Origin of the sequence: Bradyrhizobium sp. SZCCHNRI2009 (assembly GCF_032485115.1) — a bacterium.
Lineage (GTDB): Bacteria > Pseudomonadota > Alphaproteobacteria > Rhizobiales > Xanthobacteraceae > Bradyrhizobium.
The window spans coordinates 194,339-207,219 of the sequence record NZ_JAUEUH010000003.1; the positions used below are offsets into that span (position 1 = coordinate 194,339).

A 12,881-nucleotide genomic window follows, 5' to 3' on the forward strand; every position below is an offset into this window, starting at 1 on the left:
GCAACAGGACCGACATTACGGCGATTTGATGAGTTCGCAACGGCAGGTCGCAGCCGCCGGGAATTCATCCCCTGACGGTACGGCCCCGCGGCGGAAAGGCGCGAATCAGACCGGCGGGACCAGCGCATCGGCCAGAAACCCGTGCAGCGCGGCGACGACCTGGGCCCCCTCGCCGATCGCACCGCCGACGCGCTTGACCGAGCCGGAGCGGACGTCGCCGACCGCATAGACGCCGGGCACCGAGGTCTCGAGCGGCGACACCATCCGCCCGGCATTCTGCTCCGACTGCGCGCCGGTGACGACGAAGCCGGCACGGTCGAGCGTGATGCCGCAGCCGTCGAGCCAGCCGGTGGCGGGATCGGCGCCGACGAACAGAAACAGATTGCTGATGTCGGCCGGCGTCTCTTCGCCGGACAGCCGGCTCTTCAAGGTGATGCGTTCGAGGCCGGTGTCGGCCCCGCCATCGAGCGCGACGACCTCGGTGTTGAACAACAGGTCGATGTTCGGCGTCGCCTCGATGCGCTCGATGAGATAGCGCGACATCGACGCGGCCAACCCGCCGCCACGGATGATCATCCGCACCTTCTTGACGTGCCCCGACAGAAACACCGCGGCCTGCCCCGCGGAATTGCCGCCGCCGACGAGGGCGACCTCCTGCCCCGCGCACAGCCGCGCCTCGATCGGCGAGGCCCAGTACCACACGCCGCGCCCCTCGAACTCCTTGAGCCGGGCAAGATCAGGCCGGCGATAGCGCGCGCCGCTGGCGACCACCACCGAGCGCGCCCGCACCTCGTCGCCGCCCTCGAGCGCCAGCACGAAGGCGCCGGCCTTGCGCTCGCAGTCGAGCGCATTGACCGACACCGGGATCATGATCTCGGCGCCGAACTTCTGCGCCTGGTTGAAGGCGCGCGCGGTCAGCGCGAGGCCGGTGATGCCGGTCGGGAAGCCGAAATAGTTCTCGATGCGCGCGCTGGCGCCGGCCTGGCCGCCGAACGCACGCGAGTCCAGCACCGCGACGGAAAGACCTTCGGAGGCGCCATACACCGCCGTGGCAAGGCCCGCCGGCCCGCAGCCGACGACCGCGACATCGTAGATCTTCTCGCCGCGCGGCCCGCCGATCATCCCGACGGCACGCGCCAGCTCGGTCTCGCTGGGATTGCGCAGCACGCTGCCGTCGGACACCACCACCAGCGGCAGCTCGGCCGGGGTCGGCGAATAGCGCGCGATCAGGTCGGCGGCGTCGTGATCGACGGCGGGATCGAGCAGATGGTGCGGAAAGCCGTTGCGGGTGAGGAAGCTCTGCAGCCGCGCGATCGCCGCCGATTGCGGCGGCCCGATCATGACCGGGCCGCCGGCGCCGCCCTGAATGAGATTCACACGGCGCAGGATCAGCGCCCGCATGATGCGCTCACCGAGCTCGGCCTCGGCGATCAACAGCGCGCGCAACCGTTCGGGGCGAATCAGGATGACCTCGACGTCGCCCTCGGCATGGCCATCGACCAGCGCGACGCGGCCGGAGAGCTGGGCGATCTCGGCCAGAAACTGCCCTGGCCCCTGGTCGATCACCGGGGTGACGTGACCGAGGCCGTCACGCTGGGTGATCGCGACATGGCCTTTGAGGATGACGAACATGCCGGGGCCGGGCTTGCCGGTCTCGAACAGCAGCTCGCCGTCACGATAGGTCTGGATCTCGCCGAAGCCGCGCAGGCGCGCGATCTCCTGGGGCGTCAGCTCCGGAAAAGTCTGGTCGAAGCGCGGCAGCGTCTTCGCGAGCTCCGCCCGTTGTGCCGCCGCATCCGCCGTCATCCCTTCATCCGCTGCCATCACGCCCACCCCGCCTGCCATCTGCTCAATGCTTCGAATCGTCCCGGCCGTCGGCAGCGGCCTCGTCCAAGCCGTCCTTCTCGACCGTCACCGCCTGGCTGCGCTCGCGGCTCTGCGCCTTGCGCCGCTTCAGGTTCTCGCGCAGCGCCTGCTTCAGCCGCTCCTCGCGCGCGCCCTTCGGCGCCGCCTTCCCGGTCTTATCCGTCATCCCTTCCCCCGGTCACCCCATACCAGAGGCACAATTGGGGCCGCAGGTGCGAAAGCCAAGAGGCGTTGGCGACGCAGACGCTAGGTTCCGCCCGGCCGGCCGTCGCCTGCCCGGATGGGGAGTTGCCGCCGCGGCTGCGGCCAGTTGGGCACCTCGAGCGGCAAACCGCGAGAATCCGCCGCGAACGGGCGATTTCACTCCGATTCGAAGGTCTTTCGCTCCCTTTCGATGCATCACGCGGACGTCTTTCCCGGAAAACCAGGCGAGCCGCGCTTGCGCAGGCGGGGACCTTGTGGCAAGAACCGCCCGCGTTCGGTCGCGGCTTTCGGGCCGGTCCCCGCCAGTCCCTTTGCTGCCGTAGCTCAGTGGTAGAGCACTCCCTTGGTAAGGGAGAGGTCGACAGTTCAATCCTGTCCGGCAGCACCAGGGCATTCTTCCCCCTACATGATCTTCGGCGACGCCTCGGGACCACTTGCCACGCGCAGATGCGCGTCATCGGCCTCGCGGCGCAATTTGCGTCCGAGCTCTGCTGCAGCACCGCCCTCTCCGGAAATCGATGGCGCAGGGAAGGCCGGGCGCTGGCCGCGCCCGTGGCCCGCCTGCGGAAAAAAATGCAGGCGGCAGGTACCACAGGTCTGGCCGAACACACCCGGCCCTCCCTGCGCAATGGGCTTACGATTTATACGCGCTCTCCCTGGGGACCGGGCTTTGTTGCCCCCATCACCCGCGATGCACTGACGCACATCAGCGAGCTTGACCTCAGCATCGGGAGGCCAGGACCACGCGACTTCACCGTCCGTATCGAAGTTGTTCGTCCGCTCGCGAATGCGCGCTGCAACTCCGACCCGGCCATCGCATCCCACACCCAACGCTCGTGACGACTCGCGAACGCCCCTCTTCGATGAGCACGGGACGGCCGGAAATGTGCAGGTGATTTGCCCGACGGCACAAGGGGAATGGGTGCGGCAGAGTGGCACGACGGGCAGTTTCAGCAGAGCTGGGATACGGGCGGCGGAGGGGGCTTTGTTTGGTGCAGCGTCACCGTAATCCCAGCGTCACCGTAATCCCCGGACGGGACCGTCCTCGACCGCGCCGGCTTCCTGCGGCAAGTCGCCCGGAAGTCGCCGGTCACCGAGATTTCCGGCAGCGACATCCAGATCAGGGTCCTTGGAGACATCGGTGTCGTGAATGCACGCACGCACTTCACCAAACCCGACGGAAGCCGGGGGACTGGCTGCTACACGGACGTCTAATGGAGGCGTGGCGACCGCTGGCGTTGCATTTCCGTTTCGCGCAACTGACGTGGAAGCACGGCGGTCGTACCTTGCGGTCGGGCGCCCGCGAGACAGATCGAGATTGGTTTGATCTTGCCTGTCATGAGATTGCCTCAACAGAGTTGCCGAGGCGATCAATCATGAATGAGGATAAACCCGCTGCCCGCTATTCAACGCCTGTGAGACCTTCACCTCACGTCCACATTTCATGCGTATGGAAGCTGCAAGGCTCAGCGTCCACTGACTCATGCTAGCGTCGGGAAAGACGGCGAATGGCGGCGCGGTGTTCTCCGTCGACGCGATGAGCTTCATCGACGCCCTGCCGATCGACAATTACAACGGTGCGGCGCGTAGCTTTAATGTACATAAAGTTATGCGGTTTAAATCGATCTTTGAAGTTGACTCGATCATACTACTGATACATCCTAAGGGTGTATCTTAGTCACGAGAAAACCTGGCTGGTCTTCGATGCAACGGGAGCAGATCGAAGCCATAACTCGCGATATTGGGCAACAAGAAATTCTTGAACGTGAAATTCTTGCGATTGCCTCTCGCGAGAGACAGCGCATTGGGCGTGAACTCCACGACGGGCTCTGCCAATCGCTCGCCGGCTTAGCGGCGCTAGCTGCGGCGCTGTGGCGAAGTTTGGCGGCGAGCGGCCAACCGGGTCCCGCCGCGGCCGCGGCCGAACTCGTACGATTGCTGAACGAGACCATCGGCGAGGCGCGTGACCTCGCTCGTGGGCTCAGCTCGATCGGTCTGAATAGCGCGGATCTTGTCGGCTCCCTTGAGAGCCTCGCCCGCAACGTCAGCGCCGCTCATGGCGCCTTTTGTGCGTTTGTGGAAGATAACCCTTGTCCCGATCTTGGCCGCGAAACCACGAGCCACCTCGTGCGTATCGCCCAAGAAGCCGTCCGCAATGCGCGTCAGCCACGGCCGAGCCGACGAAATCGAGATCCGTCTGGCGTGCACTGCAGGCTCGGGACTATTGAGCATCCGGGACAACGGTGTCGGGCTTCCCGAAAAATGGCGCGATCATGACGGCATCGGGCTTTATACCATGGACTACCGCGCGCGGGCGATCGGCGGTTCTCTTACTGTGGAGCCGCAGGCCCGTCGCGGCGTCATGGTTGCGTGCGCGTTTCCGCTGTTATCGAATTACGAACGGCAGGAAAGTATCGGCGATGCCCACTTGCCTGGCTGAAGCCGCGGACGCGGTGCGGAAGAGGCTGCTTGTCGTCGACGATCATCCCGTGCTGTGCCGCGGGTTGATCGCCCTCATCGAGGCGGAAAACGGCCTCGCCGTTCACGGCGCGGTCGGTACGCGCGTGGCCGCGCTCAAGACCATCGCGATCAGTCGCCCTGATCTGGTGATCGTAGACCTTGCTCTCGGCGACGAGGACGGCCTAGATCTCGTCAAGGAAATCAAAGCGCGTCATCCCGGCGTTCGCTCGCTGGTGCTTTCGATGTACGACGAAGAGGTGTTCGCCGAGCGCGCGCTTTGCGCCGGCGCCCTCGGCTATGTCACCAAACAACAGCTCGAATCGACCGTGATCGCTGCCATTCGTCGGGTGCTTGCAGGCGAGACCTACATGAGCGAGGCTCTGCAGCGGCGGCTGGCTGAACGATGCGTCGGCGCGCGACCGCTCGAGACCGCCTCGCCGGTGCGCACGCTGAGCGATCGGGAATTGCAGGTATTTCGGCTCGTTGGTCAGGGCCGAACCACGCGGCAGATCGCTGGTCTACTGAACCGCAGCGTCAAAACGGTAGAATCCCATCTTGAGCACATCAAGAATAAGCTGGCGATCGAATCGGCTGCTGAACTCGCCCAACGCGCGGCTCAATGGGTTACAATCGGCCGATTGGGTTGAGTCATAAAGTTCGCCCAAGTGCGCGGCTAGTGTCATACACGTCTGCCATGCCGCCGATGACTTCTCGACCAAGCAGGCACAGCCCCTCTCCGGCAAGCGCGACGGCCGAACACGCGGTCTGGGCCATGGTGCTAAAGCGGACTGCGCAATCAGCACGGCGCACGCGGCGTCTGCTCATTGTGGACAGTCACCCCTGATGCGGCGCAGGCTGACCGCGCTGATCAATGCTGAGCCCGGTCTTGTCGTATGTGCCTTGGCGGCCACCCAACGGGATGCGCTCGTGGCCATCGCGGCCACGAAACCCGATCTAGGGATCGTCGATCTGTTCCTTGGCGATAGCAATGGTTTGGATCTGGTGAGAGACGTTCGCGCGCGCTTTGTTCGTCTGCCGCTACCTGGATTGAGCAGGCATGATTCGCCGCAATACGTCCGCCGCGCTTTCGAATCCGGCACCGACGACTACGTCGCCAAGCAGGAGATGACAGAAGACCTTCTGGTGGCGATCCGCAGCGTGCTGCTCGGCGACCCTTACGGCGCACCGGCGCCTTGATCCATGCCCGTCTGCGTCCGGCAAGTTGACGCGTGCGAAGCTGGGCGGCCCATGGGGGATTCTCCCAATGCGAAAACGGGGTGCGACCCCGATGTCAGTTTAAGTCTCCAGCGTTAGCATTGGTACCTACCAATGCCGTGCCCGCTTTGACGACTGAAATGCTGGTCGAGCCCTTCGCTTATCGGCTCGATCGAGACCATCACCGCTTCAAATGGGAAAAAACGATGAGAAATATCTGCACCGCCGCCGCAATAGTCGCGATTGTTTTCATTCCTTGGACCGTCCATGCGGGCACTTGCTACAAAAACTTAGGTTGCAAGGGCGCTACGTCGACCACTTCTTGCAAGACATGTCTTGGAAACCCCTCAAAGGGAGAGGGTTGGAAGCAAAACTCAAAGAGCACCTGTATCGGAAACTTCAACCATTGTCCGGCGGTCCGTTAACGGTACTGGCGCTGGTCCCGCGCCCCGGCACCAGCAAGGCCGCCTCCGGCCACAAGATCCATCCCTATCTGCTGCGCGGCGTCAGCATCACCGATGCCCAATCACGTCTGGGCGGCCGACATCACCTACATTCCGTGGCGCAGGGGTTCCTGTATCTGGTGGCGATCATCGACTGGGCCACCCGGGCGGTGCTGGCGTGGCGCTTGTCGAACACGATGAATACGGGCTTTTGCATCGCTGCGCTCGACGAGGCGATGGCGCGTCACGGCCGGCCTAAGATCTTCAACACCGATCAGGGCGCGCAGTTCACCAGCTCAGCCTTCACCGGCAGGCTGGAGGCTGCAGGCATTGCGATTTCGATGGACGGACGCGGCCGTTTCATGGACAACATCTTCATCGAACGATTGTGGCGCTCGATCAAGTATGAGGAAGTGCATCTGAAAGCCTATGCTGACGGGCGCGAAGCGCGAGACGGCATCGGCTCATGGATGACCTTTTATAATCATCGCCGCCCGCACCAGGCGATGAACAATCAGTTTCCCATGGCGGCATGGCGCGCCGGCATAGATGTGATCGAGGCGGCCCAGACTGTGGATATGCCGCTTCGCTTGGACAACGCAAACGCGTTGCCCACATACCCACAGCAGGCCCAGACGCAGCAGCAGGAAGCTGCTTGATTTGAACGACAGGGCAGGCGCGATCACACCTTAATTTTCGGCGATCCATGGTCCCGTGCGTGGGGTCCACTTCAGTTGAACGTGTCTCGCAAGCTAACATCCGCCTGGGGTTATGGATTCCCGCGTTCGCGGGAGAACGGGGCAGCCGAGAAGAACAAAGGGCGCGATCGGTCCGATCGCGGAGCATCGGCAGCAGCGCAGATCTGAGTAGCTGTAGCCCGGATGAGCGGCACCGATATCTGAGGGGGCTGGCCCCGCATGTCGCTTGCGCTCATGCGGGCTATAGCTGCTGCGATCGGGTGGCGATGCGCGGCCCTCGTCGAGGCCACGCATAATGCACCCTCACGCCGCGCGCACCGAGTCGAGGAAGCGGCTGACCTCGTCGCGGAGGCGGCTGCTCTGGCCGGACAGCGACTTCGCGGCGGACAGCACCTGCGAGGAGGCCGAGCCGGTCTCGTCGGCGCCATGCCGGACGCTGGCGATGTTCGCCGACACCTGCTGGGTGCCGTGCGCCGCCTGCTGGACGTTGCGCGAGATTTCGCGCGTCGCCGAACTCTGCTCCTCGACGGCGGAAGCGATGGCGGACGCGATCTCCGACATCCGGGCGATGGTCTCGCCGATCTCCTTGATCGAGCCGACCGACTCCTGGGTCGCCGCCTGGATGCCGCCGATCTGCTGGCCGATCTCGCCGGTGGCCTTTGCGGTCTGCTCGGCCAGCGCCTTGACCTCGGAGGCGACCACCGCGAAGCCGCGGCCGGCCTCGCCGGCGCGGGCGGCCTCGATGGTGGCGTTGAGCGCGAGCAGATTGGTCTGGCCGGCGATCGCGTTGATCAGCTCGACGACGTCGCCGATCCGCGCCGCCGCCTTGGCGAGCTCCGCGACGTTGTCGTTGGTCTTGCGCGCCTGCGCCAGCGCCTCGTTGGCGATGCGCGCGGAGTCCTGCACCTGGCGGCTGATCTCGTTGACCGACGAGCTCATCTCCTCGGCGGCCGCGGCGACCGAATGCACGTTGGTCGAGGCCTCCTCGGAGGCCGAGGTCACTACGGTGGCGAGCTCCAGCGAGCGGCCGGCGGTCGTCGTCAGCGTGGCGGCGGAGCGCTCCAGATCGGCCGACGCTGATGACACGACGCCGACGACCTCGCCGATCGCCATCTCGAACTCGCGCGTGAAGCGCTCGACACGCTGGCCGCGCTCGATCTTGGCCTGCGCGTCGGCCGCGGCCGCCTGCTCGGCGCGCTTCTTCTCCAGCAGCGCCTCCTTGAAGGTCTGCAGCGAGCCGGTCATCGCGGCGATCTCGTCGTCGCGATTGATCGTCGGGATCGCCACGTCGTCGTGGCCGGCCGCCATCTCGCCGATCAGGCCGGTCAGGTTCACGATCGGGTTGATCACGCGGCGGCGCAGCAGCATGGTGACGAACACGAGAATGCCGGCGAGGGCCGCGACCACCGCCGTCGCCAGCGCGAGCATCAGATAGGCTGCATCGCGCGCCGCGACGGCGCGTTCGCGGGCCTCGGCGATCGCGGCGTCGCGCACGACGAAGAACTTCTGCACGGCCGGGACGACCGCCTCGGCCAGGCTGTCGGCGGTGAGTGTGTAGTTGAGATCGCCGAGCCCGGCTGCGATGTCCTTGTCGACGATCGGAACAGCGCGCCCGAAATAGGCGTCACGGGCCTCCTTGAACGCCGTGAGCAGCCGCTCCGGATTGCCGAGCTGGTCGATGCCGGCGTCCAGGCGCTCGCGGTCGGCCTCGGTACGGCCCTGGGCGCGGTCCATCGCCGCCTTCTCGGCCGGTGCCACGGCGCGGCGGGCGCTGAGCGCCGGCGACAGCGCGGCAGCCCGGCCGCCGGCGGTCACGCGCAGGTCCTGCGCGGTGCGGGCGACGTCGAGCAGCGTCGTCAGCGACGCGTCGGCATTGGCGATGCGGTTCTGCAGCTGGTTCAGGATCGGCTCGATTGCCAGGGCGACCTGGGTGACCCCGGGGAGAAAGCTCTTGATGACGGCCGGATCGCGCGCGGTCAGCGGCGCGGTCAGCGCGGGGTCCACCTTGGCGAGGATCTCGTTCAGCTTGGAAGAGGCCTGGTCCAGGCTGCGCGTGATCGCCTCGCCGTTGGAGACGTTCGCCAGCTGCGCGCGCGCCCTGGCGAAGGATGCGTCGGCGGACTGCCTGATCTTGCGCACGCCTTCGAGCTGCGCGGGCGTGGCGGGAGTATCCTGGAATATCGGCGTGATGTAGGGGGCGCGATGGCCGACCACGTCCTGCGCGTAGAGCAGCACGGCGCCGAACGCCTCGACCGTCTTGATCGCCTCGGCCTTGTGGCTGACAGCCCTGACCTGCTCGATCACGACTTGAGCAGCAGGCAGGACGGCCAAAGCCGTCACCGACAGCATGGAAATTGCGAAAAGTCGGCCGATCTTCATTATTGCCCCCGGATTGCGCGGGCTCACGCTAGGTTCCTTATGATTAAGGTTGCGCTTAATTCGACCCCCGTAGTTCCACGGGGTCGTCGCGCGCCCTCGATCGGAGACACGGCACCGGACAGGACGTCCCGTGCCGCTTGAAGAATGTCCAGAAGCGCGGCGATGACTTGGGACCGATTCCAGCTCAGGAAAACCCGGCTGCCCTACAGATCAAAATTCGTCGGCAGCATCACGACGTCGCGGATGGTCATGCCGCGCGGACGGGTCAGCATGAACATGATCACCTCGGCGACCTCCGAGGGCTCCAGCAGGCTGCCGGACTCGCGCGCCTCCTTCAGCTTCTCGGCCGGCCAGTCCGCGATCAGCGCGGTGACCACCGGGCCTGGCGAGATCGCGCCGACGCGGATGCCGTGCTTGAAGACCTGGCGGCGCACCGTCTGCACGAAGCAGTCGATCGCCCATTTCGACGACGCATAGACCGGCTCCCACGGCGTCGGGTAATGGGCGGCGAGCGAGCTGGTGACGATGATGTCGCCCGAGCCCCGCGCGATCATGTGCGGAAGCACGTCGCGCACGTTCTTCATCACGACGTTGACGTTGAGGTTCAGCATGCGGTCGATCGCGTCCGTCCTGGCGTCGACGAGATCGCCGCCGAGATAGCTGCCGGCATTGGCGTGAAGGATGTCGAGCCGGCCGGCCGCATCGAGGACGCGCGGCAGCAGGGTGGCGCAATCCGTGGGATCGAGCAGGTCGATCACCACGGGGATCGCGGCCTCGCCGTGCCGCTCGCGCAGGCTCGCCAGCGCCGCGGCGTCGCGATCGATCATGACGACGCGCGCGCCGGCGGCCAGCATCGCCGCGCTGCTGGCGAGGCCGATGCCCGACGCCGCCCCGGTGACCGCCGCCACCTTGCCTTCGAGTTCCCTGCCCATTCATCTCCTCCTTGTCCGGCCAGACTACAGCAAACCGCGCGGCATTGCCGCACTCCGTCGGACCCATCGCAATCCCTGCGCGTTGCATCCCGGCCGCCAGCATCACCCGTGAAGAGCCCGATGGAGACGATCGAAGCCTATCTCGCCCGCAAGCATCAGGAGCTGCAGCTCCTGAATTGCTGCCTGCGGCGACCGCATGCGCTGCCGGCGCCGCGCTCCGTAATGGAGGTCATCCGGCGCAAGTTTCAGCTCGCGGCCGCGCTGAAGGCCGAGCACGCACTCAGCGACTGGACCGCGACCGAGACGGCCTGGGCGGATGCGGACGATCATCGCGCCGGACCGTTCGCCTTCGGCTACGACTATCAGCGCGCCGATCTCGACGTGCGCGGGCCGTCGTTCTATGCGGCGGGCGAGAGCCGTCATGACACCATCTACACCATCTCCGGCATGGCGGCGATCGCGGCACTGCTGCTGGCGACGCGGCCCGTTCTCGGTCCGGCGGACCTGCTGATGCTGCCGGGCTCCTATGGCGAGACGCAGGAGCTGGTCGCGGCGCATGCGCGGCACCTGCGCTCGGTGACGCTGACCCGTGACCTTGCCGCCGCGCTGGCGCAGCCCCCGTCCGTGCCGCGGCTGCTGCTGATCGATTCCAGCGCAACCGCGCCGCGCTTCGAAGCCGTGCTGAGTTGCGACCGTCCGGTGATCGATCTCCTGATCTTCGACACCACCTGCTTTGCCAATGGCTCCGGCCGCATTCGCCGCGTGCTGGCCTGGGCGCGACGCTGGGACGTGCCGGTCGTGATGGTGCGCAGCCACACCAAGCTCGACTCGCTCGGCGCCGAATACGGCCGGCTCGGCTCGGTCGCCTTCATCGATTGGAGCAAGGCCGCCGCCGCGGGCCGCGTTGTGCTTCAGACGCTGCCGGACGAGACGCGCAATGCCGTCAGGCTGCTCGGCGGCGCGGCGCTGCCGGCGCATTTCCCGCCTTATGTCGGCCTGCCCGCCTATCGCGAACTGACCGCGCGGCGCGTCGCCGCCATCCTGCGCAACAGCCGGCGCGCGCGGCGTCAATTCGCGACCGCGCTGCACGGCCTGACCGCGGAGCTCGACTTCGCGCACGGGCTCTACGTCACGCTCGCCGGCCGCGCGCCGCTCGACGAGGCCACCGCGCGGCAAGCCGCAACCGCCATGAGCGACGATCTCCGGCGCGCCGGGCTGCCGATCCGCCACGCCGGCAGCTTCGGCTTCGATTTCGCTGCGACGGAATGGTTTCACGACGCCACCACGGATCGCTACAGCGTGCGCGTCGCCGTGCCCGACCTGCCGACCGCGATCTGGGACGAACTGACGGACGCGATCGCCGCGTGGTGGTCCGCGCACCAGGGGCGATCCGCCGCGGCGTGACCGCTGCGCCATGGCATCCCTTGCCTCCTCAACGGCAAACGATCTCGATGTCACACGCGCCACGCCGTGCCCGGCGGTCTCGGCGCCACGGCACTCGGCGCCCTGGCACCGCGCCTCGCTTGGGCGCAGGGGATTTGGAGCAACGCCTTCGCGCCGCTCGCAAGTGGCTGAACCCGCTTCGCGAGGAGGGACCGACGGCCCTCCCCTCACAGCCATCCGCGCCGGTGGAACTGCCAATACAGCACGCTGCACACGGTGGCGATGAAGCCCAGCACGGCGTAGTAGCCGTATTGCCATTTCAGCTCCGGCATGTGCTCGAAGTTCATGCCGTAGATGCCGGCGACGGCCGTCGGCACCGCGAGGATCGCGGCCCAGGCCGTGAGCCGACGGGCGATGTCGGTCTGCTGCGCCTGGCCGGCCATCATGCTGGCCTCGAACACGAAGGCGAGGATCTCGCGCAGGGAATCCGCATCCTCCTCGGCGCGCTTGGCGTGGTCGAGGACGTCGCGAAACAGCGGCGCCATCTCGGCGTCGATCGCGACGTTGTCGACATGCTCGAGCCGCTTGCAGACGTCGACCACGGGGCCGACGGCGCGGCGCAGCCGCAGCAGGTCGCGCCGCAGGCGATACAGAAGGTCGACCTCGTGGCGCGCGAGCGGCCGCTGCAGCACCACCTCCTCCAGCGTCTCGACCTCGGCCATGATGCTCTCGGTCACCGGCCGGTAGTTGTCGACGATGAAATCGAGGATCGCATAGAGGATGTAGTCCTCGCCCTTGGCGAGCGAGCCCGGACAGCTCTCGCAGCGCTCGCGCACCGCGCCATAGGAGGTCGAGGCGCCGTGGCGCACCGAGACCACGAAGCCGGGGCCGACAAAGATGTGGGTCTCGCCGAACACGATGTGCTCCTTGACGAGCTGCGCGGTGCGGGCGACGACGAACAGCGCGTCGCCGTAGCGCTCGACCTTGGGCTGCTGATGCGCCTTCGACGCATCCTCGATCGCGAGCTCGTGCAGCCCGAACTGATCCGCGACGCGCTGCAGCAGCGCAGCATCAGGCTCATGCAGCCCGATCCACACCACATGGCCCGGCCGCCTGCTCCAGGCGCCGGCCTCTTCGATGGCGATGTCTGCGACGCGGCGGCCATCGGCATAGACGCTCGCCGCGACCACGCCGGGCTCGCGCGACGCGCCGCGAACCTGAACGGCCGGCGTATCGGCCGGTGTCTGCGTCGTCACGTGGCGCATCGTGCCTCCCTGCTGTCCGGTCTCAACGGATCCACG

Annotated in this window: 10 protein-coding genes, 1 tRNA gene and 3 pseudogenes; 8 read left to right on the forward strand and 6 right to left on the reverse strand. The window is 66.4% G+C overall.

Annotated features, from left to right (window positions below; all coding sequences use genetic code 11):
- Positions 1–105 precede the first annotated feature (105 nt).
- Both QX041_RS12845 and QX041_RS12850 read right to left on the reverse strand, forming a co-directional pair.
- Positions 106–1,806 carry an FAD-dependent oxidoreductase gene (locus tag QX041_RS12845; RefSeq protein WP_410051867.1) on the reverse strand — a complete coding sequence of 567 codons (1,701 nt, stop codon included), beginning with the start codon at positions 1,804–1,806 and terminating at the stop codon, positions 106–108.
- Positions 1,807–1,849: 43 nt separating this feature from the next.
- Positions 1,850–2,032: a hypothetical protein gene (locus tag QX041_RS12850; RefSeq protein WP_316165560.1), complete on the reverse strand. Its 183-nt coding sequence runs from the start codon at positions 2,030–2,032 to the stop codon at positions 1,850–1,852.
- A gap of 351 nt (positions 2,033–2,383) precedes the next feature.
- On the opposite strand from QX041_RS12850, the gene QX041_RS12855 reads away from it, so the two are divergent.
- Positions 2,384–2,458 (forward strand) — tRNA-Thr (locus QX041_RS12855).
- 14 nt (positions 2,459–2,472) lie between these two features.
- Here the strand turns inward: QX041_RS12855 and QX041_RS12860 are convergent.
- Positions 2,473–2,679, reverse strand: a complete 207-nt coding sequence (locus tag QX041_RS12860; RefSeq protein WP_316165561.1) for a hypothetical protein — start codon at positions 2,677–2,679, stop codon at positions 2,473–2,475.
- Positions 2,680–3,111: 432 nt separating this feature from the next.
- On the opposite strand from QX041_RS12860, the pseudogene QX041_RS34390 reads away from it, so the two are divergent.
- From QX041_RS34390 to QX041_RS12880, 6 genes and pseudogenes are all read left to right on the forward strand, one after another.
- Positions 3,112–3,285 (forward strand): annotated as a pseudogene (locus tag QX041_RS34390) (nuclear transport factor 2 family protein); the annotation flags it as partial.
- A gap of 489 nt (positions 3,286–3,774) precedes the next feature.
- Positions 3,775–4,044, forward strand: a pseudogene (locus QX041_RS34395) (histidine kinase); the annotation flags it as partial.
- 181 nt (positions 4,045–4,225) lie between these two features.
- Positions 4,226–4,510, forward strand: coding sequence for an ATP-binding protein (locus tag QX041_RS12865; RefSeq protein WP_316165562.1), 285 nt, complete (start codon positions 4,226–4,228; stop codon positions 4,508–4,510).
- Complete coding sequence (locus QX041_RS12870; protein WP_315717876.1) at positions 4,491–5,177, forward strand: response regulator transcription factor; 687 nt, start codon at positions 4,491–4,493, stop codon at positions 5,175–5,177. Before QX041_RS12865 ends, QX041_RS12870 begins: the two co-directional genes overlap by 20 nt.
- A gap of 196 nt (positions 5,178–5,373) precedes the next feature.
- Positions 5,374–5,727: a response regulator transcription factor gene (locus QX041_RS12875; protein ID WP_315717877.1), complete on the forward strand. Its 354-nt coding sequence runs from the start codon at positions 5,374–5,376 to the stop codon at positions 5,725–5,727.
- Between the two features lie 451 nt (positions 5,728–6,178).
- A pseudogene (locus QX041_RS12880) lies at positions 6,179–6,847 on the forward strand (IS3 family transposase); the annotation flags it as partial.
- 342 nt (positions 6,848–7,189) lie between these two features.
- Here QX041_RS12880 and QX041_RS12885 read toward each other — a convergent pair.
- Positions 7,190–9,265 (reverse strand): HAMP domain-containing methyl-accepting chemotaxis protein, encoded by a 2,076-nt coding sequence (locus QX041_RS12885; protein WP_315828007.1) that lies wholly within the window; start codon positions 9,263–9,265, stop codon positions 7,190–7,192.
- 203 nt (positions 9,266–9,468) lie between these two features.
- Entirely contained in the window at positions 9,469–10,197 is a 729-nt protein-coding gene (locus QX041_RS12890) for an SDR family oxidoreductase (protein ID WP_316165563.1), read from the reverse strand.
- A gap of 120 nt (positions 10,198–10,317) precedes the next feature.
- Here QX041_RS12890 and QX041_RS12895 point away from each other — a divergent pair, with 120 nt between their 5' ends.
- Positions 10,318–11,601 carry a hypothetical protein gene (locus QX041_RS12895; protein WP_316165564.1) on the forward strand — a complete coding sequence of 428 codons (1,284 nt, stop codon included), beginning with the start codon at positions 10,318–10,320 and terminating at the stop codon, positions 11,599–11,601.
- 206 nt (positions 11,602–11,807) lie between these two features.
- Here the strand turns inward: QX041_RS12895 and QX041_RS12900 are convergent, their stop codons facing one another.
- The gene (locus tag QX041_RS12900) at positions 11,808–12,845 is read right to left on the reverse strand and encodes a magnesium and cobalt transport protein CorA (protein ID WP_315828005.1); all 1,038 of its coding nucleotides are present in this window, start codon (positions 12,843–12,845) and stop codon (positions 11,808–11,810) included.
- Between the last annotated feature and the right edge of the window lie 36 nt (positions 12,846–12,881).

Coding starts and splice junctions, on each gene's coding strand:
- QX041_RS12890 (WP_316165563.1), bottom strand. CDS start 10,197: ATGGGCAGGGAACTCGAAGGCAAGGTGGCGGCGGTCACCGGGGCGGCG.
- QX041_RS12870 (WP_315717876.1), top strand. CDS start 4,491: ATGCCCACTTGCCTGGCTGAAGCCGCGGACGCGGTGCGGAAGAGGCTG.
- QX041_RS12900 (WP_315828005.1), bottom strand. CDS start 12,845: ATGCGCCACGTGACGACGCAGACACCGGCCGATACGCCGGCCGTTCAG.
- QX041_RS12875 (WP_315717877.1), top strand. CDS start 5,374: ATGCGGCGCAGGCTGACCGCGCTGATCAATGCTGAGCCCGGTCTTGTC.
- QX041_RS12845 (WP_410051867.1), bottom strand. CDS start 1,806: ATGACGGCGGATGCGGCGGCACAACGGGCGGAGCTCGCGAAGACGCTG.
- QX041_RS12895 (WP_316165564.1), top strand. CDS start 10,318: ATGGAGACGATCGAAGCCTATCTCGCCCGCAAGCATCAGGAGCTGCAG.
- QX041_RS12850 (WP_316165560.1), bottom strand. CDS start 2,032: ATGACGGATAAGACCGGGAAGGCGGCGCCGAAGGGCGCGCGCGAGGAG.
- QX041_RS12865 (WP_316165562.1), top strand. CDS start 4,226: ATGCGCGTCAGCCACGGCCGAGCCGACGAAATCGAGATCCGTCTGGCG.
- QX041_RS12885 (WP_315828007.1), bottom strand. CDS start 9,265: ATGAAGATCGGCCGACTTTTCGCAATTTCCATGCTGTCGGTGACGGCT.